The sequence below is a fragment of the uncultured Ruminococcus sp. genome (genome assembly GCF_934476685.1).
Taxonomy (GTDB): Bacteria; Bacillota; Clostridia; order Oscillospirales; family Ruminococcaceae; genus Hominimerdicola.
This window is the reverse complement of record NZ_CAKSNX010000002.1, coordinates 377,445-399,204: the sequence shown is the minus strand read 5'-3', so window position 1 is coordinate 399,204 and position 21,760 is coordinate 377,445. Positions and strand designations below refer to the sequence as shown.

At 38.9% G+C, this 21,760-nt stretch carries 20 protein-coding genes, 1 tRNA gene and 1 other annotated feature; of the genes, 12 read left to right on the top strand and 9 right to left on the bottom strand.

All coding sequences use genetic code 11. From position 1 onward, the window contains the following. Positions 1-8: 8 nt before the first annotated feature. The 6 genes from ruvA to Q0E19_RS04280 all read right to left on the bottom strand — a co-directional run bounded on the left by ruvA (position 9) and on the right by Q0E19_RS04280 (position 3,790). Entirely contained in the window at positions 9-617 is a 609-nt protein-coding gene (gene ruvA, locus Q0E19_RS04305; protein ID WP_294407753.1) for a Holliday junction branch migration protein RuvA, read from the bottom strand. 19 nt (positions 618-636) lie between these two features. Next, entirely contained in the window at positions 637-1,143 is a 507-nt protein-coding gene (ruvC, locus tag Q0E19_RS04300; RefSeq protein ID WP_294407752.1) for a crossover junction endodeoxyribonuclease RuvC, read from the bottom strand. A gap of 140 nt (positions 1,144-1,283) precedes the next feature. Then, the gene (locus Q0E19_RS04295; protein WP_294407751.1) at positions 1,284-1,805 is read right to left on the bottom strand and encodes a Gx transporter family protein; all 522 of its coding nucleotides are present in this window, start codon (positions 1,803-1,805) and stop codon (positions 1,284-1,286) included. A gap of 8 nt (positions 1,806-1,813) precedes the next feature. Beyond that, complete coding sequence (locus tag Q0E19_RS04290; protein ID WP_294407795.1) at positions 1,814-2,158, bottom strand: NusG domain II-containing protein; 345 nt, start codon at positions 2,156-2,158, stop codon at positions 1,814-1,816. Positions 2,159-2,245: 87 nt separating this feature from the next. Next, positions 2,246-2,338 (bottom strand) — tRNA-Ser (locus tag Q0E19_RS04285). A 141-nt stretch (positions 2,339-2,479) separates the two neighbouring features. Next, positions 2,480-3,790: an AI-2E family transporter gene (locus Q0E19_RS04280; RefSeq protein ID WP_294407750.1), complete on the bottom strand. Its 1,311-nt coding sequence runs from the start codon at positions 3,788-3,790 to the stop codon at positions 2,480-2,482. Positions 3,791-4,072: 282 nt separating this feature from the next. After that, positions 4,073-4,329: a binding site (T-box leader), on the top strand. 90 nt (positions 4,330-4,419) lie between these two features. On the opposite strand from Q0E19_RS04280, the gene trpE reads away from it, so the two are divergent. Genes trpE through trpA form a run of 6 tightly spaced genes read left to right on the top strand, consistent with a single transcriptional unit; the run spans position 4,420 to position 11,443 of the window. Next, on the top strand, positions 4,420-5,895 hold the full coding sequence (trpE, locus tag Q0E19_RS04275; protein WP_294407749.1) for an anthranilate synthase component I: 1,476 nt from the start codon (positions 4,420-4,422) through the stop codon (positions 5,893-5,895). A 12-nt stretch (positions 5,896-5,907) separates the two neighbouring features. Next, positions 5,908-6,999, top strand: a complete 1,092-nt coding sequence (gene trpS, locus Q0E19_RS04270) for a tryptophan--tRNA ligase (RefSeq protein ID WP_294407748.1) — start codon at positions 5,908-5,910, stop codon at positions 6,997-6,999. Continuing rightward, entirely contained in the window at positions 6,968-8,653 is a 1,686-nt protein-coding gene (locus tag Q0E19_RS04265; protein ID WP_365904575.1) for a bifunctional anthranilate synthase component II/anthranilate phosphoribosyltransferase, read from the top strand. Before trpS ends, Q0E19_RS04265 begins: the two co-directional genes overlap by 32 nt. 10 nt (positions 8,654-8,663) lie before the next feature. Next, the gene (trpC, locus tag Q0E19_RS04260) at positions 8,664-9,443 is read left to right on the top strand and encodes an indole-3-glycerol phosphate synthase TrpC (protein ID WP_294407744.1); all 780 of its coding nucleotides are present in this window, start codon (positions 8,664-8,666) and stop codon (positions 9,441-9,443) included. Between the two features lie 28 nt (positions 9,444-9,471). Then, positions 9,472-10,662, top strand: coding sequence for a tryptophan synthase subunit beta (gene trpB / locus Q0E19_RS04255; protein ID WP_294407743.1), 1,191 nt, complete (start codon positions 9,472-9,474; stop codon positions 10,660-10,662). Continuing rightward, positions 10,652-11,443: a tryptophan synthase subunit alpha gene (gene trpA / locus Q0E19_RS04250; protein ID WP_294407741.1), complete on the top strand. Its 792-nt coding sequence runs from the start codon at positions 10,652-10,654 to the stop codon at positions 11,441-11,443. The genes trpB and trpA overlap by 11 nt, the downstream gene beginning before the upstream one ends. 61 nt (positions 11,444-11,504) lie before the next feature. Here trpA and Q0E19_RS04245 read toward each other — a convergent pair whose 3' ends face one another. Then, entirely contained in the window at positions 11,505-12,938 is a 1,434-nt protein-coding gene (locus Q0E19_RS04245; RefSeq protein ID WP_294407739.1) for an extracellular solute-binding protein, read from the bottom strand. 113 nt (positions 12,939-13,051) lie between these two features. After that, positions 13,052-14,473: an extracellular solute-binding protein gene (locus Q0E19_RS04240; RefSeq protein ID WP_294407738.1), complete on the bottom strand. Its 1,422-nt coding sequence runs from the start codon at positions 14,471-14,473 to the stop codon at positions 13,052-13,054. A gap of 502 nt (positions 14,474-14,975) precedes the next feature. Between Q0E19_RS04240 and rnhA the strand changes: the two genes are divergently transcribed. From rnhA to mnmA, 4 genes are all read left to right on the top strand, one after another. Beyond that, positions 14,976-15,413 (top strand): ribonuclease HI, encoded by a 438-nt coding sequence (rnhA, locus tag Q0E19_RS04235; RefSeq protein ID WP_294407737.1) that lies wholly within the window; start codon positions 14,976-14,978, stop codon positions 15,411-15,413. A gap of 144 nt (positions 15,414-15,557) precedes the next feature. Next, entirely contained in the window at positions 15,558-16,766 is a 1,209-nt protein-coding gene (gene nifS / locus Q0E19_RS04230; protein ID WP_294407736.1) for a cysteine desulfurase NifS, read from the top strand. A 20-nt stretch (positions 16,767-16,786) separates the two neighbouring features. Continuing rightward, a complete protein-coding gene (nifU, locus tag Q0E19_RS04225) occupies positions 16,787-17,218 on the top strand; it encodes a Fe-S cluster assembly scaffold protein NifU (RefSeq protein ID WP_294407735.1) in 432 nt (143 codons plus the stop codon). Next, positions 17,211-18,281, top strand: a complete 1,071-nt coding sequence (gene mnmA / locus Q0E19_RS04220; protein WP_294407734.1) for a tRNA 2-thiouridine(34) synthase MnmA — start codon at positions 17,211-17,213, stop codon at positions 18,279-18,281. Before nifU ends, mnmA begins: the two co-directional genes overlap by 8 nt. A 59-nt stretch (positions 18,282-18,340) precedes the next feature. On the opposite strand, the gene Q0E19_RS04215 is transcribed toward mnmA, so the two are convergent. Next, the gene (locus tag Q0E19_RS04215) at positions 18,341-19,171 is read right to left on the bottom strand and encodes an AraC family ligand binding domain-containing protein (protein ID WP_294407733.1); all 831 of its coding nucleotides are present in this window, start codon (positions 19,169-19,171) and stop codon (positions 18,341-18,343) included. Positions 19,172-19,460: 289 nt separating this feature from the next. Here Q0E19_RS04215 and Q0E19_RS04210 point away from each other — a divergent pair, with 289 nt between their 5' ends. Both Q0E19_RS04210 and Q0E19_RS04205 read left to right on the top strand, forming a co-directional pair. Next, a complete protein-coding gene (locus Q0E19_RS04210) occupies positions 19,461-20,426 on the top strand; it encodes a GDSL-type esterase/lipase family protein (RefSeq protein ID WP_294407731.1) in 966 nt (321 codons plus the stop codon). A 21-nt stretch (positions 20,427-20,447) separates the two neighbouring features. After that, complete coding sequence (locus Q0E19_RS04205) at positions 20,448-21,758, top strand: PIN domain-containing protein (RefSeq protein ID WP_294407730.1); 1,311 nt, start codon at positions 20,448-20,450, stop codon at positions 21,756-21,758. Positions 21,759-21,760 lie beyond the last annotated feature (2 nt).

Sequence of the window (21,760 nt, the reverse complement as noted above, 5' to 3'; positions counted from 1 at the left end):
TAATAGTCTTATCTGAACATTTTTCCTGCAAGTCCACGAAGCGACTGCTTTATAAGTTCTTCAACTGACAATTCAGGATCAAGTTTGGATATGACCTGCATAGCCTCTCCCTCTGTATAACCAAGAACAACAAGTGCGGTAACAGCTTCATCGACATTGCTTCCGCTCACTGCAACAGGTGTTATGCTTTCGCTGTTTCGTACTGATATAGCATTATCCTTAGCTACCTTATCTTTAAGTTCAAGTACAATACGCTGTGCAGTTTTTGCACCTATTCCTTTGCATTTAGTCAGGCTTTTTGAATCCCCGGTAGCAACTGCAAGCGCAAACTGTGACGGCGTATTTGCTGAAAGAATAGATATTGCAGCTTTCGGACCTACTCCCGAAACAGTAATAAGCATTTTGAAACACTTAAGCTCTTCCTGTGAACTGAAACCAAACAGTTCAGCAGCATCTTCCCTGACAGCAAGATGAGTATAGAGCATTACCTCTTCCTGCCCTGCAATTTTCTGTAATGTATAAAATGTTGTACGGCAGCCATAACCTACTCCGCCGCATTCAACAACAGCAAGCTCATTATCTGTATGAATAAGCTTTCCTCTTACTGAATATATCATTATATCACCTATTTCTGATTTAAAGCTGTCCGCCCGTCTTGCCCATTATCTTTCTTGTATTGACAGAAAGTCCATGAGTAATAGCAATAGCGACAGCGTCCGCTGTATCATCAGGTTTTATTATGCTTTTAAGTCCAAGCATTGTTCTTGTCATTTCCTGGACCTGCTTTTTTTCTGCTCTTCCATAACCAACGATCGAACACTTTACCTGAAGCGGTGTATATTCATATATTGGTATACCATGCATTATTGCGGGCAGCATTGTAACTCCCCTTGCCTGAGCAACATCAATAGCAGTTTTTTCGTTGGTGTTGAAAAAAAGTTTTTCTATGCCCATTTCATCAGGCTTGTAAGTTTCCACTATCTCACACATATCAAGGTAGATAGCTTTTAATCTTGACTGAAAGTTCATTCCGGCTTTGGTAGTGATCGCCCCAAAATCGACAACATTAAAATTACCGTGGGAAAAATCTAGCACTCCATAGCCGACAATAGCATAGCCAGGATCAATTCCAAGTATTCGCAAAACCAAAAGCCTCCTCGAAATGCAATGCGCAACTAGATACAGCATCTCATAATAACAATTAATTATACCACATATTTCGCACAAATGCAAGTAGAATTCCTGTTTTAACACAATGTTATTTGTTGAAGATCAAACGTATATTATACTTTTTTAACAAATTTCTCCGCAGCATTCCGCAACGGCGAAAACCATAATCTTTGTGTACAGATACCTGTAAAGAAACCTGTTACTATTCCGCTTATTATCAGATAAGGAGCAATACCAAACACAGCAGACTGACCAGTAATAAAGCAAGCTGCGGTCAGCTGACCAATATTATGAAAAATTCCGCCTAAAACCGAAACTACCCATATCTTATGCTTGTCAAGTCTGTTTACAGTCAATGCCATTACGGCGAAAGCAAATACACCGCCTGTTACTGAAAAAACAAAGCTTACAAAAGTACCATAAAAAGCCGTCGCCAATACTATACGCATAGCAAGTATTATTCCTGCATCACGTCTGCCTATAAAAAGCATTGCTAAAAGTGTAACTATATTGGAAAGACCAAGTTTTATCCCTGCCATAACAGGAAGCGGAAACTGTGCTTCAATAACAAATATAGTGAGAGAAACTGCCGTAAGCACAGCCATTAGTGCAATTTCTTTAACAGATATCTTCATTTTTTCTCCTACTGAACCGCATCAATACTATCATCTTCACCGACAAGTATTACGACCAGCTTATGCGGCGCACAAATAATACTCTGACCCGAACTTTTTATTTTTCCGAAATTAACACATACCTGATTACTGCAGTCTGATGTTTTCATCCAGACAGCGCCATTGCCATACACGATCATATTTTCACCAAACTTATTCGATATTTTATACTTAGACTCATCACCATTTATATCATAAATAACCTTTACTAACTCGCCGTCAACATACACTTCTACATGAACTGCATCACTATTTGACCTAAAGATACAAAAAAGACAAATAATTATTATGATAATAAAAGACAATGCCCACATAATATTGCTTTTTTTATTATAAGACATAAAGCAGAAACTCCAAACAAAAAAATAACAGCCCTCAACTGCTGTTGAAGACTGTTTAAATGGCGGAGAAGGAGGGATTCGAACCCTCGATGAGCTATTAACCCATACACGAGTTCCAGTCGTGCGCCATAAACCGGGCTAGGCGACTTCTCCACAGTTATTAAATTCACAACAATATGATTATAGCATATATAGATCAGAATGTCAATACTTTTTTCAAAAAAGCACACAAAAAAAATTTCACTACCCTGCTATGGCTTGGCAGGATAGTGAAAAATCTGAATTACCTAAAATCTATTCATCATCAGATTCGTCTTCAATGTCAAGATCATTTGCTTCATTAACATCGTCGATCGAAGGGATATCAAGATCATTTAACTGATCCGGTGTCAGCGGAACTCTTTCCTTTGGCTTTTTATACAAATGCTCTATATCATTCATATAGAATGAAGTTTCAACAGGCAGTTTCTTTTTGCGTAATTTTTCTTCAACATAGCTTCTTGAGAAACTATACAGAAGTGCAAATGCAGGTACAGCCAGAACCATACCAACAAAGCCGAACATTCCTCCGAATACAAGCAGCGATATAAGCACCCAGAACCCCGGAAGTCCCGTTGAATCGCCAAGTATCTTAGGACCAAGTATATTTCCGTCAAACTGCTGAAGTATCAGAATAAATATAAGGAAAAATATCATTTTCTTTGGTTCGATAAGCAATATAAGAAGCGCAGACGGTATTGCTCCGATGAACGGACCGAAGAAAGGAATAATATTTGTAACACCTATCAATACGCTTATCATTATATTGTATGGCATATCCATTATTGTCATACCTATAAAACAAAGCAAGCCTATGATAATAGAGTCAATGATCTTACCTGTGATAAAACCTGAGAATATTTTATTTGCTTCAGAACTGAAATTCATTATCCTTTCGCAGTTCTTTTTTCTGGTAATAGAAATAATTATCTTTTTTATCTGCGCAAGCAGTTTTTCTTTACTGCAAAGCATATAAATAGATACGATAAAACCAAGCAAAAAGTCTTTTACAACGGTAACTACACCCCATGCGCCTGTAAGTATGTTTTCAAGCATAGGCTGAATTCTTTCGATTATTGCTCCGATATTAGTATTGAAATCCTTGAGAACACTTGTTGCAGCCGCTTCTATATCAGGATAGTTGCGGAAGATCTTATTTATCCAACCCTGCACATTTCCTGCAATAGTAGATGCGTTGTTGAAAATATCTATTATCGAATTAATAAGCTCAGGTATTACTATCGCTATCAAGCCTATAACAATGCCCAAAAAGACAATAGATGACAGCGTTACAGAACAGGCTCTCAAAAGTTTTCCGCTCTGCTCCTTTTTGCTTTTGCTGAAGGCACGTTTACAAAGCTTTTCTATCTTTACCATTATAGGATTCATAAGAAATGCGATAACAAGTCCCCAAATAACAGGACTAAGCACAGATAAAAATCCCATAAGTGTATTTACGATAGAAGGAAGCTTAAACAGCGCAAGCACCAGAAGGACATTTATCGCAATGACTATCACAGCGTAAAAAGCAATAGTTGCGTAACGTCTGTTGGTATACAGTTTCATAATTTATCCTCTCTGTTCATATTCACAAAAAATTATTATAAAATTATTATACACTAATTCAAACATAATTGCAATAGTTTTACTATTTTATGTTTCATTTTTTATGTAAATTTATCTGCAATATTATCAGAATCATAGTATTATTGACAAAAACATTTCACAATATTATAACACTAGTAATTAATCTATTAACAAAAAATTAATCGACGTGCGTTAAATAATTCTGTAAAAGCTATTGACAAATTACTAAAAAGAGAATATAATAGCATTAAAGTGAATATAAGAAATCCGATGAACAAAAGTAAGTAGCCGTTGTGAATGAGTTTCAGAGAGCTGTTGTTTGGTGCAAAACAGTACAAAGTCTTTCGGTGAATGGATTTGTGAGGAGCAGTGTGAAAGTATTTTATATAAGTATCACTCGCCGTGTTTCCTACGTTAGTGTGACAGGATATTGATTTTCTTTACGAAATGCGTATCTGTGAGCCGATAAGTCTTCTTATCGGGAAATTGGGTGGCACCACGGTTCTATCGTCCCATAACTATCAGGTTATGTGGCATAGGACTTTTTTTATTGTCTGAAATAAGTTCTTTCCCCATTTCGGCTTAAAATTTATCAGGAGGTAGTTGTTATGCTTTACCCGTCAATGGAAACTGTAAAAAAATATTTTGAGGATTATGAAACAGTTCCTGTTTTTTATGAACTGCTGATGGATTCATACACACCGATTCAGCTTTTTAACTGTCTGCATGAGACGTATGATAATTGTTTCATACTGGAATCTGTTGATAATAAAGACAAATGGGGCAGATATTCATACGTCGGCATTGATCCGACAGCAGAGATCATTCTTAAAGACCATGTTATCACCATGAAATCAAATGGTGAGGTAATTGAAACAACAGAAGTTGATAATCCGATAGATTATCTTTCAAAAATTATAGACGCACACAAATCGCCAAGATTTAATAATTACCCTAAGCTTACAGGCGGTCTGATGGGATTTTTCACATATGATATGGTCAGATATTTTGAGAAAACTCTGACAAACATACCAAATGATGATCTTAATCTCCCCGATGCTGATCTTCATCTTTTTGAAAAAATCGTTGCTTACGATCATCTTTCAAATAAAGCAGTAATAATTCTTAACATTAATAAAAGTGATGATTTTGAAAAGAAATATGCTGAATGCGAGAAGATAAGTGAAGAGATAGTTCAGATACTGAGAAATTACAAGCCTGTAATAAAAGCTCCAAAAACAGCAACAGCTGATATCACAGTTAAATCAAATATAACTAAGGAACAGTATCTCGCCAACGTGGAAAAGGCAAAAGAATATATCAAGGACGGAGATATATTCCAGGTAGTTCCTTCACAGAGATTTGAGATCGACAATCCGCCTGACAGCTTTGATGTTTACAGAATGCTTCGTTCAACTAACCCTTCTCCATATCTGTACTATTTTAAACATAATGACTATGCAGTTGCAGGTGCTTCACCGGAAATGCTCGTAAGCGTCGAGAACGGAACAGTCGTTACAAGACCTATCGCAGGTACTATTAAAAGAGGCGAAACTCAGGATGAGGATATCAAAAATGAGCAGCAGCTTATAAACGACCCTAAGGAAAGAGCCGAACACACAATGCTCGTTGACTTGGGAAGAAATGATATCGGAAAAGTTTCAAAGTTCGGCAGTGTAAAAGTCACAGACTTTATGGTAATAGAAAGATACTCAACGGTAATGCATATAGTATCCAACGTCAAAGGTGAGCTGAGAGATGATAAAAAGCCTCTTGACGCACTTATGGCAGTTCTTCCAGCAGGAACACTTTCGGGAGCACCTAAAGTCAGAGCTATGGAGATCATTGATGAACTTGAAACAACCAAAAGAGGTCTTTATGGCGGCACAGTCGGCTATCTGGCTTTTGACGGATCAATAGATACCTGCATCGCTATAAGAACAGTACTTTTCAAAAACAATAAAGCCTATGTACAGGCAGGCGGCGGAGTCGTTGCTGACTCGGTCGGTGAAAATGAATATATGGAATCATGCAACAAAGCTCTTGCAGTTATTAACGCAGTAAAAGAAGCAAGCAGATTATAAGGAGTTTTAATTATGTCAAATTCAGCAAACACAGAAAAGAAAATAATACTTACAGGTGACAGACCGACAGGTTCTCTTCACCTCGGACATTATGTTGGTTCACTCAGAAAGAGAGTTGAACTTCAGAACACAGGAGAATACGATCAGTTCGTTATGATCGCAGACCTTCAGGCACTGACCGACAATGCAGACAATCCCGGAAAGATAAGAGATAATATTCTTGAAGTTACTCTGGACTATCTCGCAGCAGGATTAGAGCCTGATAAAACTACTATCTTTGTACAGTCACACGTTCCTGCACTTACAGAACTTCCTATGTTCTATTCAAATCTCGTTACAGTTTCAAGACTTGAAAGGAACCCCACAGTTAAGGCTGAAATAAAGATGCGTAACTTTGAAAGAAGCCTTCCTGTTGGATTTATGACATATCCTATAAGCCAGGCTGCCGATATAACAGCTTTTAAGGCAAGATATGTTCCAGTTGGCGATGACCAACTGCCTATGATCGAGCAGACAAGAGAGATCGTTTCTAACTTCAACCGTATTTATGGTGAAGGTATACTTGTTGAACCGGAAGCTATCCTTTCCTCAAACAGTGCTTGCAAGCGTCTTGTCGGAACAGACGGCAATGCAAAAATGAGTAAATCTCTCGGCAACTGCATTTATCTCAAAGATGACGCAAAAACACTCAAGCAGAAGATAATGTCAATGTACACCGATCCGCTTCATATAAATGTTTCTGACCCAGGTCATACAGAGAACAACCCTGTTTTCATTTACCTTGAAGCATTCTCAACAGATGATGATTTTGCAAACTTCATGCCTGATTATAAAAATCTTGCAGAGATGAAAGAGCATTATGAGAGAGGCGGCTTGGGCGATATGAAGTGCAAGAAGTTCCTTAACAGCGTAATGCAGCAGATGCTTGAACCTATCAGACAGCGCCGTGAAGAATATGCTAAGGACAAAGGCGCTCTTCTTGAAATGCTTAAGAAAGGCACAGAAAGAGCTGTTGAGGTTTCAAATGAAACTCTCGCTCAGGTAAGAAATGCTATCGGAATAAATTATTTTGATGATAAAACGTTCCTTGACAAATACATCTGATAATAAGGAGGAAAAAGCAATGATTCTTTTAATAGACAATTATGACAGCTTTACCTATAACCTCTATCAAGCTATCGGCGTACTTAACAGTGATATAACAGTAGTCAGAAACGACGAAATAACAATAGAAGAGATCGAAAAAATGGCACCGCAGGCTATCATCGTTTCTCCGGGTCCATGCTACCCTAAGGACGCAGGAATATCTGTTGAGGCGATAAGACATTTCAGCGGTAAGATCCCTATACTTGGCGTTTGCCTTGGACATCAGTCCATTGCGGAAGCTTTTGGCGGTAAGATAATCCACGCTAAAAAACAGCTGCACGGAAAACAGACGGAAATTTTCCTCAACACAGCAAATCCACTTTTCAGCGGACTGAAAGATACTATAAAAGCTGCAAGATATCATTCTCTTATAGTTGACAGCGTTACACTTCCAAGCTGCCTTTCTGTTATCGCAACAGACGATCAGGCTCAGATAATGGCTTTAAGACACAGAGAACATCCGACATACGGAGTTCAGTTCCACCCTGAGTCAATACTTACAGAAGTAGGTACTATTATAATAGAGAATTTTCTCAATGATATCGCAGGTATCAAGACAACAAAATCAAAGGCTGCTGCACTTCCTGATAATGAGAGAGTTGAGCTTAAGCCTTATCTGAAAAAAGCTGCTGACGGAATCGACCTTACAGAAGATGAAGCTTACAAGGCAATGGACATAATCATGTCAGACAGAGCAACTACTGCTCAGACAGCCTGCCTGCTTACAGCACTCAGAATGAAAGGTGAAAAGATCGAAGAGATCACAGGTTTTGCTAAGGTAATGAGAGAGAAAATGGCTAAGGTAAACTGCTCAGATTCTCTTGATATAGTTGGCACAGGCGGAGATCTTGTAAACAGCTTCAATATTTCTACTACATCTTCATTTGTAATCTCAGGTGCAGGACAGACTGTTGCAAAACACGGCAACAGAAGTGTATCTTCAAAAAGCGGAGCAGCAGATGTTTTAGAGGCTCTCGGCGTTAAGATAGCGTCAACACCTGCTCAGGCGGAAGAGTGTATTAAAAACTGCGGAATTTCATTCCTTTTCGCTCAGTCATATCACTCAGCAATGAGATTTGTCGGACCTGCCAGAGCACAGATCGGAATAAGAACTGTATTTAATATACTCGGCCCACTTGCTAATCCTGCAAAAGCAGATTACATGATACTCGGTGTTTATGATCCTCAGATACTTGAAATAATGGCAAAGGTATTGATGAACCTTGGTATAAAGAGAGCCATGCTTGTATACGGAAATGACGGACTTGATGAGATATCCATATCTGATTCTACGACTGTTTGCGAGATCCGTGACGGAAAGATAATCAAGTATGAGATCTCTCCTGAAGAATTTGGTCTGAGAAGAGCTAAGAAATCAGATATCGTTGGCGGAAATGCGAACGAAAATGCCGAAATAACAAAAGGTATTCTTGAAGGCAAAATCAAAGACGCTAAGAGAGATATCGTTGTACTTAATTCAGGATGCGCTCTTTACATTACCGGAAAAGCTGATACTATTGAAGATGGTATCAGACTTGCTGAAGAGTCGATCGACAGCGGAAAAGCACTTGAAAAACTTAATGAGCTTATAAGCTTTACAAACAAAGAATAACGGTGAAAAAATGATACTTGACAAAATCGTTGACAGACGCAAGGAACAGCTTGAACGTGAAATATCGGCTGTTTCAAGAGATGATATCAAGGCAATGGCTGCACAGGCAGACTTCCCTTCTCTTTCTTTTTCAAAAGCTATAAAGAAAGATACGCTTTCGGTGGTAAGCGAAGTAAAAAAAGCTTCACCGTCAAAAGGACTTATATGCGCTGATTTTCATCCTGTTAAAATAGCTTGTGAATATGAGGAGCATGGTGCAAATGCTATATCATGCCTTACAGAAGAATATTACTTTCAGGGCAGCTCGGCTTTTCTCTCTGAGATAAGAAAAAACGTGAGTATACCTATTCTCAGGAAAGATTTCATAATAGATGAATATCAGATATATGAGGCAAAAAAACTCGGTGCAAATGCAGTTCTTTTAATAGCAGCAATTCTTTCACCTGAACAAATGAAAGAATATTCCGAACTTGCACATACGCTCGGTCTGGAGTGTTTAGTGGAAGTCCATAATGAGGAAGAATATGCAAAGACAACTGCTTTCAAGCCTGATATGCTGGGTATAAACAACCGAAATCTTTATACATTTGAAGTTGATCTTGAAACCACAGGCCGCCTGAAAGAAATAATCGGTGAACATTCTGTTCTTGTATCTGAAAGCGGCATAAAGGATAATGCCGATATGAAAAAGGTACGTTCACTTGGCGCAGACGCAGTGCTTATAGGTGAAACACTTATGAGAAGCGGAAATATAGGCGCAACGCTTTCAGCTTTACGGGAAGGCGTATAACAAAAATAAATATGAAAGAAGGATCACAATGAATAAAACAGGACGCTTCGGTGAGTTCGGCGGACAGTATATACCTGAAACAGTAATGACTGCCGTACAGGAGCTTGAAGAGGCTTACAATAAATATAAAGACGATGAAGAGTTCAAAGAAGAATTGAAAAAGCTTTATCGTGATTACGCAAACAGACCATCTATGCTTTACTATGCTGAGAAAATGACTAAGGATCTCGGCGGACCTAAGATCTATTTAAAGCGTGAAGATCTTAACCACACAGGTGCGCACAAGATAAATAACGTTCTCGGACAGCTTCTTCTTGCTAAGAAAATGGGCAAGAAAAGAATAATTGCTGAAACAGGTGCAGGTCAGCATGGTGTTGCTACTGCTACGGTATGCGCACTTATGGGGCTTGAGTGTGAGGTATACATGGGTGCAACCGATATGGAAAGACAGTCACTCAACGTATACAGAATGAACCTGCTCGGCGCTAAGGTAACAGGTGTTGACAGCGGTACTGCAACACTTAAAGATGCGATAAATGAGGCATTCAGAGATTGGTGTTCAAATATCGACACTACTTTCTACTGCATAGGTTCTGTAATGGGTCCTCACCCATATCCAACTATGGTTAGAGATTTCCAGAAGATCATCAGTGAAGAGATCAAAGCACAGATGATCGAAAAGGAAGGCAGACTTCCTGACTGTGTCGTAGCGTGTGTGGGAGGCGGCTCAAACGCTATGGGCGCTTTCTATGACTTTATTGGTGATGAAGGTGTCAGACTTGTCGGCGCTGAAGCAGCAGGAAGAGGTGTTGATACACCTGACCACGCAGCAACTATGGCAAAGGGTACACTTGGTATTTTCCATGGTATGAAGTCATTGTTCCTGCAGAATGAATATGGTCAGATCGATCCTGTTTATTCTATTTCAGCAGGTCTTGACTACCCAGGCGTAGGTCCTGAACACGCATATCTTAAGGAGATCGGCAGGGCTGATTATCTCAGTATCACTGACGAAGAGGCTGTAAGCGCATTTGAATATCTTTCAAAGACTGAGGGTATTATCCCTGCAATAGAATCTTCTCACGCAGTTGCAGCTGCATTAAAGATCATACCTGAAATGAACAAAGATCAGATACTTGTTATAAACATCTCAGGACGAGGCGATAAGGACGTTTACGCTATTGCAAGATACAGAGGAGTGAAATTAGATGAAGAATAGAATCGATATCTGCTTTGAAAAACTGAAAAAGCAGAATAAAAAAGCGCTTGTTACTTTCCTCACAGCAGGTGATCCTGATATGGCAACAAGCGAAAAATGTGTACTTGAAATGTTCGATAATGGAGCTGATATAGTTGAGATAGGTGTTCCGTTCTCAGATCCTATCGCAGAAGGTCCGACAATTCAGAAAGCTTCCAAGCGTTCACTCAGCAATGGTACGAACCTTGATAAGATATTTGACCTTGTTAAAAGCCTTAGAACTAAGACAGACAAGCCGATACTTCTTATGATGTATCTTAATACACTTTTTAAGTTTGGCACTGAAAAGTTCTTTAAGCTTTGTAACGAATGTGAGATCGACGGTGTAATAGTTCCTGATCTTCCTTTTGAAGAGCGTGACGAAATTCAGGACGTTGCAGATAAGTACGGAGTTTACAGCATATATCTTGTTGCTCCAACATCTCATGAGAGAATAAAGATGATAGCATCTGAGGCAAAAGGATTTCTTTATATCGTATCATCGCTCGGTGTTACAGGCACAAGAAAAGAGATCAATACTGATTTTGATTATCTTCTTGAACCTCTCAAGAATGGCAGCTACTGTCCGTCATGCATTGGTTTCGGTATTTCTGACGGTAAACAGGCTAAAAAAATGGCTGCATACTGTGACGGTGCGATCATGGGAAGCGCAGTTGTTAATATCATAGCTGAACATGGCGTAAATTCTCCTGAATACGTTGGTGAATTTATAAAGAATGTCAGAACAGATATGGATGCATAAAATATAAAATTAAAACCGACAGGGAGCATTTCAGAATGACTTCCCTGCCGGTTATTTTTATTTATGCATTGTCGCTGTTGAATTTCTTTATGCTTTCGTTAAGAGTTTTTATTTCTGAATCTACTGTTGCAGAATATTTTTCTCTTACCTGTGCCCAGGTCATCTGAGAATCTTCTACTATCTGTGAAGAGTAATTATACAGAGCGTCAGTAAGACAGATATTGCCGTCAAAGGAATTAGGATCGCCGAGCATTGATGATACACCAAAAGCATAGTCAAATATCATATGATATTCGTCAGACTGAACATCCATTTTAACCTGATACATCTCATCTGTCCAGTTAGGATTGTTCTCCATAAACTTCTGCTTATTAGTTTCAAGATACTGTGGATCTGAATATGCAGATCTGTAACACTCGAACCAGCACTTTACAGCTTCAGGTTTAGTGGATCCTCTTACCCACATAAATGCTTTCATATCAGATGTAGTGATCTTCTGCGGATTATCAGGATACTGCGGATGAGGAACTATTGCCCAGTTTTCTCCGTCCTTAGGAGTATTTGTACCTGTATATGCCCAGTCACCCATAGCATAGAACAGACAGCCCTTCTTGAATGCATCTCTTGCAGAACCTACCCAATCAGTGTAAATAAGATTGCTCTTCATCATTTCATAAAGTGCATTCTCACCCTTTTCAATATCAGGGTCTTTAAGGTTTGATTCAAACTCACCTGTTTCCTGATTGTAATTTACCATATTTTTGCCTGTCTGCTGAATAAAATGCTGTCTGAAGAAACCATTGATACCATATCTGTCAGTACCTGCTTCAGCACCGCTGACATATTCGCTCATAATATCTTCAAAAGCATTCCAATCCCATGTACCTTCAAGATACATCTCATATGGATCATCAAGTCCCTCAGCCTCAATAACGTCTGTATCATAGCAAAGCATTGATGATGCCACGAAAGTCAATGGTGCAACGTAATGCTTACCGCCAAGTACAAACTGATCTGCTGTGGATTTTACACCGCTCCAAAGAGGCTGATCGAAATCAACAAGTTCATCTATTGGCTGGTACATATCCTTAACGACCTGAGCAGGGAAAGAAAGCCACTCATAGTTAACGATATCCGGAACGTCCTTGTTTGACATAATAGCATCTGCGAGCTTATCAAATCTTTCAAACTGAGATGTCTGAGAATACTGGATCGAACCGCCCTTTGACTCAAAAAGTGTAAGCTCTGTACTCTTCTCAGGATTTCCTCTTGTTGGATTAAGATCCTGAACACCAAGATAAAGTATTGTTCCGTCAACACCATCAGGGATAGCCTCGATAGCCTCTGCATCAGCTACTTCAACATTTTCTGTTGCCTCAAAGCTGTCATCATCTTTTTTTGACGAGCTGCTGTCAGCAGAACTGCCGCAGCCAACTGTTCCAAAAACAATTCCTACTGCAAGAAGTGTGGCAATATACTTCTTATAATTCTTCATATGAATTTTCCGCCTTTCTGATTTAAAATTTTAATTAGATACGTTATTATTAAAGGCAATATCCTACAAAAGCATGATATTGCCTTTAAACACAATTAATATTTTATGAATGATTATTTATTCTTTGCAATATAATCAGCTACTGACTGATTAAGAGATTTAAGCTCTGAATCAACAGTTGCAGAATATGACTGACGAAGCTCTGACCATGAATACTGCTTTCCTGAATCATCGCTCTTATTTGTATATTCATACAGCTTTCTTGTTACGCAGCTGCCGTCTTCTGAAGCATTGTCGTCAGAAAGTGTTGATGAGATACCGTAGCCATAGTCAAATACCATCTTATTTTCGTTTGAAGATGCGTCCTGAAATACCTGATACATTTCTTCTGTCCAGTTAGGATTTGCATTAAGGAATTTTTCCTTACCATTTTCCTTATACTGCTCATCAGTATTAGCCATACGGCAGCACTCATACCATGTCTTAACAGCTTCCTTAGCTGTTGAACCTCTTACCCACATATAAGCGAGCATATCAGCTGTCATATACTTTTCTTCTGAGTTAGGATCAGAAGGAACTGGTACGATTCTCCAGTCATCACCTTCAGAAGGACCATTATTGCCTGTCATAGCCCATGTACCCATGCAATAGAACAGAATATTTCCGTCCTTAAGAGCCTTCTTAGCGTTACCTGTCCAGTCACCGTAAACAAGACCCTTCTTGCCTATATCGTAGAGCATATTTTCAGCACGTTCGATGTCAGGGTCATTAAGGTTTGAAGTGAATGTATTGCCGTCATAGTTGACCATTGTTTTGCCTGTCTGCTGAATGATCTGAGTCTGGAACCAACCGTTGATACCATATCTCTCAGTATCGGCAGCTGCACCGTCGCAGAATTCCTGCATGATATCCTGCCATGTATCCCAGTTCCAGTTGCCGTCAAGATATTCTTCATAAGGATCGGAAAGACCATTAGCTTCAATAAGAGCATGATCGTACATCATTACAGTACCTACTGTAAAGCTGATAGGCGCAACATAGTGCTTTCCGTTAAGAACGAACTGATCTGCATTATCCTTAACATCAACCCAAAGCGGATCATCAAAATTAACTATATCGTCAACAGGCTGATACATATCTTTAAGTACCTGTGCAGGGAAAGCCATCCACTCATACTTGAATATATCCGGAACGTCTTTCTGTGACATAATAGCACTGGCAAGCTTATCGAACTTTTCAGAATCAGTTACCTGAATATATTCAACTGTACCACCTTTATTATTAAACAGAGTCATTTCAACTGACTTATCTTCGCCCTTTCTCTCGTTAGGGTTAAGATCGTATGTACCCATCCACTTGATATTTTTCTGAGCATCATCAGGAATATCTTCGATCTCTTTTGTATCCTGAACTTCTACTTTCTTTACAGTTGTAACCTTTGAGCTTGAATCACCTGTCGAACCGCCGCAGGAACAAACGCCCATAACTGAGGCAACAGAAACTGCAAGTGCAAGTGCTCTTTTAATTTTGGTCATAGCAATCACATACCTTTCAAAATATTAACTTGTTTAAAATAAATTAGGTCAAAAATTTAGCTTTATAAATGCATCCAAAACAAGTTCGTATACGTTTATTACTTTTAAATTATATTACATAATGTAAACGATGTCAATTCTCAAATTACACAAAGCAAATTGATGCTTTTGTACAAAATTAACAAGTTAAACGTTTAAAATTTGTACGTTAGCTAAAAAAATTATATAGTTTATTTTTTTTATATACCAAAACAGCTATAATAATCACTAAGCTGTAAGTTTGAAACTGCTGCAATATCAGAGCAATATTGTGCTAATTATATTACAATAATCAGCTTCAGAAATAAATTTATGATTAAACAAAAGCATTTGACATCTGAACTTTCTGAACACAGCGACAATACAGCTTTTTTCATTTACGTAAAGAATAAGGCTTGAAAAAAAGCAAAAAATGTAGTATAATATATTCTGAAATAATTGGAACGGAGAATTTATTTTGTCAATGAAAAAGATAGAGATATTTACCGACGGCGCTTGTTCGGGCAATCCGGGACCTGGCGGTTATGGAGTTATATTAAGGTATAAAGACAATACCAAGGAATTATGGGGCGGTGAACCCGAAACAACAAACAACAGAATGGAACTTACCGCTGTTATCACAGGACTATCGGCTTTAAAAGAACCATGCGAGGTAACGCTTTACAGTGATTCAAAATATATAATAGACGCAGTGACAAAAGGCTGGGCTGTGAAATGGAAAAGCAACAACTGGATAAAGAGCGATAAAAAGCCTGCTCTCAACTCAGATCTATGGAGCAAGCTGTTAGATCTCCTTGATATCCACAAAGTTCAATTTATCTGGATCAAAGGTCATGCAGGTCACCCCGAAAACGAACGCTGCGACGCATTAGCCGTTATGGGTTCAAAACAATTCAAGTAGTAACTTACACATTGCTGGGGCTTGCCTTTCACTAACATATGTATAAAATATTAAATTTACAAATTATGATTTTACCCCTTGCAATTCCTAGTAAAAAGGTATATAATATACTTGTACAAATTATATATGAAAGGTATGATTTAATTGAATAAGCGTTTTGTTTATGCGGATAACTCCGCAACCACAAGAGTTTCAGATAAAGCACTTGCAGCAGCATTGCCATATTTCACAGAGCAGTATGGCAATCCCTCCAGCATATATACTCTCGGAATGGATGCTGCAAAGGCAGTTCTGGCAGCACGTCAGCAGGTTGCCGATGCACTCGGCGCACAGCGTGTTAATGAGATCTACTTCACCAGCGGCGGTTCAGAGGCCGACAACTGGGCAATCAGAGGTGCAGCTGCACTTGGTGCGAAAAAAGGCAAGAAGCACATTATCACAACTGTATTTGAGCATCATGCTGTTCTTCACACCTGTGACTACCTCGAAAAGCTTGGCTATGAGGTAACATATCTACCTGTTGATGAAAATGGACTTATAACTGCACAGCAGGTCGAAGACGCTATCCGTGAGGACACCTGCCTTGTAACAATAATGTTTGCAAACAACGAGATCGGCACTATCATGCCGATAGCTGAGATCGGTGCTATCTGCAAAAAGCATGGTGTGCTTTTCCACACTGACGCCGTTCAGGCTGTTGGCCATATTGACATCAATGTTAAGGAAATGAATATTGATATGCTGTCACTTTCAGGCCATAAGATCCACGCTCCAAAGGGCGTAGGCGCACTTTATTGCCGCACAGGTATCAATCTTCCAAATCTTATTTACGGCGGCGCTCAGGAGAGAAACAAGAGAGCCGGTACAGAAAATGTTCCGTCTATCGTTGCTCTCGGTGTTGCTATAACTGATGCAACAACAGGTATCGAAGAAAAGAACAAGAAGATCAAGGCTATGCGTGAAAAGCTTATTGACGGCATACTCAAAGTTCCTCAGACAAGACTCAATGGTGACAGAGATCAGCGTCTTGCGGGAAATGTAAACATTTCTTTCAGAGGAATCGAAGGTGAAAGCCTGCTGCTTACACTTGATATAAATGGTATAGCTGCATCTTCAGGTTCAGCTTGCACAAGCGGTTCGCTTGATCCGTCACACGTTCTGCTTGCGATCGGACTTCCTCATGAGATCGCTCATGGTTCACTCAGACTTTCTATAAGCGAAGAAAATACAGATGAAGACGTTGATTATATACTCAGCGTTATCCCTGGTATCGTAAAGAAACTTAGAAAGATGTCCCCTCTCTGGGAAAGAATATGCAGAACCGAGAATATTGAGGACTATACATTAGAATAATATAACAGGAGGTTTTAACTATGATATACAGTGAAAAGGTTATGGATCATTTCGCAAATCCAAGAAATGTCGGCGAGATCGAAGACGCTGACGGAATAGGCGAAGTAGGTAACGCTAAGTGCGGCGATATAATGAAAATGTACATCAAGGTAGATAACGGCATTATTACAGATGTTAAGTTCAAGACATTCGGCTGCGGAGCTGCTGTTGCCACATCTTCTATCGCTACTGAAATGATTAAGGGCAAGAAGCTCGAAGATGCTCTTAAGCTTACAAACAAGGCAGTTGTTGAGGCTCTTGACGGACTTCCGCCAGCAAAGCTTCACTGCTCAGTACTTGCTGAGCAGGCAATGAAAGCTGCTATTTCTGACTACTACACCAGACAGGGCATTGATCCAACTCCATTTGTAGGAAAGAATACTGCTCCTGACTGTGAAAATTGCAATGTCTGATAGAGTTCTTGTTGCAATGAGCGGCGGTGTTGACAGCTCAGTTTCTGTTAAATTGCTACTTGATGAGGGATATGACGTTGCGGGTGCAACTATGCACCTTTACAACAATGAAGATATCGGACTTGAACGCAGCCGCACCTGCTGTTCGCTGAATGATGTTGAGGATGCAAGACTGGTTGCGCTTAAACTCGGTATAGATTTTCATGTATTCAACTTTTCAAGTGATTTCAAGGAATATGTTATCGACAATTTTGTGGATACCTATCTCCATGGTGCAACACCAAATCCCTGCATAGAATGCAACAAGCATTTAAAGTTCGGAAAATTTCTTGACAGGGCATTGCTTCTTGGCTATGACCACATTGCAACCGGTCATTATGTAACAAAAGAGTTTGATGAAAATTCACAGCGCTGGCTTTTAAAGCGTTCTGGCGACAGAATGAAAGATCAGAGCTATGTACTTTACGGAATGACACAGGAGCAGCTGAAACGTACGCTCTTCCCTGTCGGCGAAATGAACAAAGATAAGATACGCAGCATAGCAGAAGAAAACTCACTTGTGAATGCTGACAAGCCTGATTCTCAGGATATATGCTTTATTCCTGACGGAGATTATGCAAAGTTCATTACAGAACGTGCAGGTGAACAGCCTGACGGTGATATAGTTTTATCCGACGGAAGTGTACTTGGCAAGCACAAGGGACTTATAAACTACACTGTTGGTCAGCGACGTGGAATTGGTGTTTCATATTCTGAACCGCTTTTTGTGATAAACAAGGACATCAACAGTAATAAACTTGTTATGGGAACTAAGGACGAAGTTTTCAGCATCAGTCTTACAGCATCTGATGTGAACTTTATACCGTTTGACAAACTGACTGAACCGATCGAATGTACTGCTCAGACTAGATATCATCAGCAGGACGTTCCTTGCTGTGTTTATCCTCTTGATGATAACCGAGTTCGTGTTGAATTCAAAACACCACACAAGGCTATCTCAAAGGGTCAAGCAGTAGTTTTCTATGACGGCGAATATGTTGTCGGCGGCGGAACTATTGAATAAAAAACTAATAGCAGCATCACAATACAGATGCTGCTATTTTTAATGTGCGTTTAATATTTTTACATACCTGCTTTTTTATGAAGTGAACGGAACTCTGCCGGTGAAAGCATTTCATGCTTTTTAAATACTGCGCAAAAGTAGCTGCAGTCATTATATCCGACCTTTGCTGCTATCTCGTTTATGTTAAGCTTATCCTCCAAAAGCAGCATTTTCGCCTGCTGTATACGTTTTCTTGCAAGGAACTCAAATGGTCTGAGATTAAGGCACTCCTTAAACAATCGACAAAGATACTGTGGTGAAAGGTCTATAAGTTCAGCAAGTTCAACAAGTGTAAGTTCTTTCTGATAATTATTATTTATATAGTCGATTACAGGCTGGAGCTGATTAAGCTTCTGACTATCCTGACTGCCGTTCTGCAGATTTACTACTCTGTTAAGCTCAATAAGGAACTGATAAAGATATGCAGAACACTGATGACCGCAATAATAGTAGTTAGTTTTCATAAGATATACTATCTTCTTAAAAATAGCGTCAACTGCATTGAGATCATTTATATGAAAGACCTTAGCTTTATCAAGGCGTATATGTTCCAGCAGCTGAGGAAATTCCCTGCCGTCAAAGGTTATCCAATGAGTTTCCCAGATATCCCCCACAGGGTAATATTCATGCGGAACTTTAGGAGGAAGATAAAAAGCGTCACCCGCACCTATATTATACGTTTCTTCGCCCAGCTTCAGAACGCCTGAACCCCTTGTACAATAAATAATCTGATAACTCGGATAGCCGTCATCTCTTATAAAATGCCATTCACGATCTCTTGCACCTGCTCCTAAAACATACATAGGCAGATTATATTCATCACTAAGCACAGGATAATAAAAATCCGTCACAAAACTCACCCTCCAGATCAAATATATAACTAACAAGTAAATTTACAAATTTCATATTTTTTTATTATATAATATCACAACACGGCAAAAAAGTCAAGAAACAATCTATTAATTGGCACATTTTCCTACATACAAATGATTTTTTGTAATAAATATTTTGATATTGAAACATGACTTTTCATATAATAAAATAATTTCATTCCGTATCTTGAAAAAAGCGAAAAAACAGTTGTACAATATTATAAAATGTGGTACAATATAATAAATATAGAATGGGGGAATGAGAACCATGAAACGATTTATTGCATTTCTTACAGCCGCTGCTGCAGCGATCTCAATGACTTCGTGCATGAAAAAAGACGTAGAAGTAGAACATAAGGTAAGTCAGCCTCCAAAGCTTGTATTCATGGGGGACTCAATAGCTGCAGGTTATGGACTTGAGGGGTACACTTCCACTGACAATTACAACTGCCAGTCATATTCAAATATACTGAAAGATAAGTATACAGACGCATTAAAGGACAGCTGTGGGCATGAAATGCTGAATGTCGCTGTATCTGGAGATACTTCTGCAGAACTTCTTGAACATATCGACAATGGTGAATTTGATAAGGATCTTAAAGGCAGCGACGCTGTTGTCATTTCTATTGGTGGAAATGATATATTAGAGATTTTCACAGAATTTCTATCTGAGAATTTTGACAGTGATACAGGAATAATGGGGCTTTTCTCAGCCATTGATTCTATCGGAAGCATTGGTGATGATGTTGATGCGGCACTTGATAACTTTGAGCCGAATTTGAAACAGATCGTTATGGATATACGCAAAAGAACCAATGGCGAAATATTTATTCAAACGCTCTACAATCCACTTGAATATTTCGATAAGCTTTCTTTTCTGGTTGACTTTTCAAACGAAAAAATCGGAAAACTTAACGATATCATAAAGGAAAATTCTGAAACGAACGGAATACCTCAATATACTGTTATAGATGTTGCCCCTACTTTTAAAGGAAAATGCGGTGAGCTGACAACTATAAAGAATTTTGATATTCACCCCAATGCAGAGGGACACAAAGTTATCGCAGATGTTGTTGATGAAAGCTTACAGAGTAAAAAATACAGTTATACAGTCATAGAGAAACAAACAGACGTAAAAGCTGTGGTAATGCTTACAGTTGCGTGTTGTGCAGCAGCCGCAGTAATAATAACTACAAGTGTAGTGATCTACAAAAAGAGAAAATCACGCAAATAGTAAATGAAAGGAATTGATGTAATGAAAACCTATTTGGTAGATTTTGAAAATGTAAAATCAAAAGGTCTTACTGGTATTGACAGCCTTGATGAAACAGACAGCGTCATTATATTTTACAGCGAAAACTCAGATACTATCAGCTTTGAAATGCATCAGAAAGTACTTTGCTCAAAGGCTGATATTGAATACTTTAAAGTAAATGTAGGCGGAAAAAACGCACTTGATTTTCAGCTTTCCACACTTCTTGGTTATCTTGTTGGAAAAGGTGTTTACAGCCATATTTTCGTTATTTCAAACGACAAAGGCTTTGATTTTCTTCACGACTTCTGGCATGGTAAATACATATCGTCACCGAATTGTGTAGTTTACAGGACCCGCACAATTTCAGCGGCTATTAATTATTCAGGTGACAAGAAAAAAATACAAGCTGATACTGAAAATCAAATACAGATCGAAATATCAGAAGAAAATACTGAACCCGTGCTTTCTGTTGAAAGCGACAATACTACAAATTCTGAGCCTGTGGAAGTTGAACCTATCAAAACGGAAGTTGTATTATCAACAGAAGAAAATAATGATACAGCTGTACTTGATGGCACAGAAAATGACAGCATTATGATAAATGCTTCTGAGGATAATAACGTTTCAGCAGAGGAAGTTTATTTAACAGCACCAACTGAAAAACCTGATACAACAGATAAAGCTGAAAATTCTGAGATCATATTAACTGATGAAAAGATAACTGCCGTAGAAGCTACTGATTACAGAAGTAAGCTTGATGAGATCTTATCCAAAACGGATTGCTCTAAAGAAGATATAGATACAATATCTCAGCTGCTGCCTGCATCTTCAACGAAGGAAGAATTTCATAATCTTCTTGCCAAAAGCTTTAAGCAACAGGCAACAGATCTATACAAAATTCTGCGTCCAATGTATCTGAAACTCAAAGATCTCTACAATACAGAAAGCCCAAAAACAGATATTATTGAAAGCCCTGATTTACAAGCTAAATCGTCAGAAGAAATAAAAAGCATTGACAAAGATGAGAAGTTGCCTGCAAAGAAAAAGAACAGATCCAAAGCGGCTAAAAGAGAAAAAAATGCAGCTGCCAAAGACGAGGAGAAAATTTTCAGCGGTGAGATATCCCCTAGGCTCGCTGAGCTGCTTGCTGGTCAATGCTCAGATGATGAGTTAAAAACTATCAGTGAGCTGTTTGAAAGCGCTGCAACACGTCAGCAGCTTTATATACGAATGATAAAAGCTTTTAAAAAGGATAAGGGCTGCCAGTTCTATAACGCTGTCAGGGCGGAATATGCGGCTCAGCACAAATAATA

Coding starts and splice junctions, on each gene's coding strand:
- ruvA (WP_294407753.1), bottom strand. CDS start 617: ATGATATATTCAGTAAGAGGAAAGCTTATTCATACAGATAATGAGCTT.
- Q0E19_RS04295 (WP_294407751.1), bottom strand. CDS start 1,805: ATGAAGATATCTGTTAAAGAAATTGCACTAATGGCTGTGCTTACGGCA.
- Q0E19_RS04290 (WP_294407795.1), bottom strand. CDS start 2,158: ATGTGGGCATTGTCTTTTATTATCATAATAATTATTTGTCTTTTTTGT.
- Q0E19_RS04280 (WP_294407750.1), bottom strand. CDS start 3,790: ATGAAACTGTATACCAACAGACGTTACGCAACTATTGCTTTTTACGCT.
- trpE (WP_294407749.1), top strand. CDS start 4,420: ATGCTTTACCCGTCAATGGAAACTGTAAAAAAATATTTTGAGGATTAT.
- trpS (WP_294407748.1), top strand. CDS start 5,908: ATGTCAAATTCAGCAAACACAGAAAAGAAAATAATACTTACAGGTGAC.
- Q0E19_RS04265 (WP_365904575.1), top strand. CDS start 6,968: ATGATAAAACGTTCCTTGACAAATACATCTGATAATAAGGAGGAAAAA.
- trpC (WP_294407744.1), top strand. CDS start 8,664: ATGATACTTGACAAAATCGTTGACAGACGCAAGGAACAGCTTGAACGT.
- trpB (WP_294407743.1), top strand. CDS start 9,472: ATGAATAAAACAGGACGCTTCGGTGAGTTCGGCGGACAGTATATACCT.
- trpA (WP_294407741.1), top strand. CDS start 10,652: ATGAAGAATAGAATCGATATCTGCTTTGAAAAACTGAAAAAGCAGAAT.
- Q0E19_RS04245 (WP_294407739.1), bottom strand. CDS start 12,938: ATGAAGAATTATAAGAAGTATATTGCCACACTTCTTGCAGTAGGAATT.
- Q0E19_RS04240 (WP_294407738.1), bottom strand. CDS start 14,473: ATGACCAAAATTAAAAGAGCACTTGCACTTGCAGTTTCTGTTGCCTCA.
- rnhA (WP_294407737.1), top strand. CDS start 14,976: ATGAAAAAGATAGAGATATTTACCGACGGCGCTTGTTCGGGCAATCCG.
- nifU (WP_294407735.1), top strand. CDS start 16,787: ATGATATACAGTGAAAAGGTTATGGATCATTTCGCAAATCCAAGAAAT.
- mnmA (WP_294407734.1), top strand. CDS start 17,211: ATGTCTGATAGAGTTCTTGTTGCAATGAGCGGCGGTGTTGACAGCTCA.
- Q0E19_RS04210 (WP_294407731.1), top strand. CDS start 19,461: ATGAAACGATTTATTGCATTTCTTACAGCCGCTGCTGCAGCGATCTCA.
- Q0E19_RS04205 (WP_294407730.1), top strand. CDS start 20,448: ATGAAAACCTATTTGGTAGATTTTGAAAATGTAAAATCAAAAGGTCTT.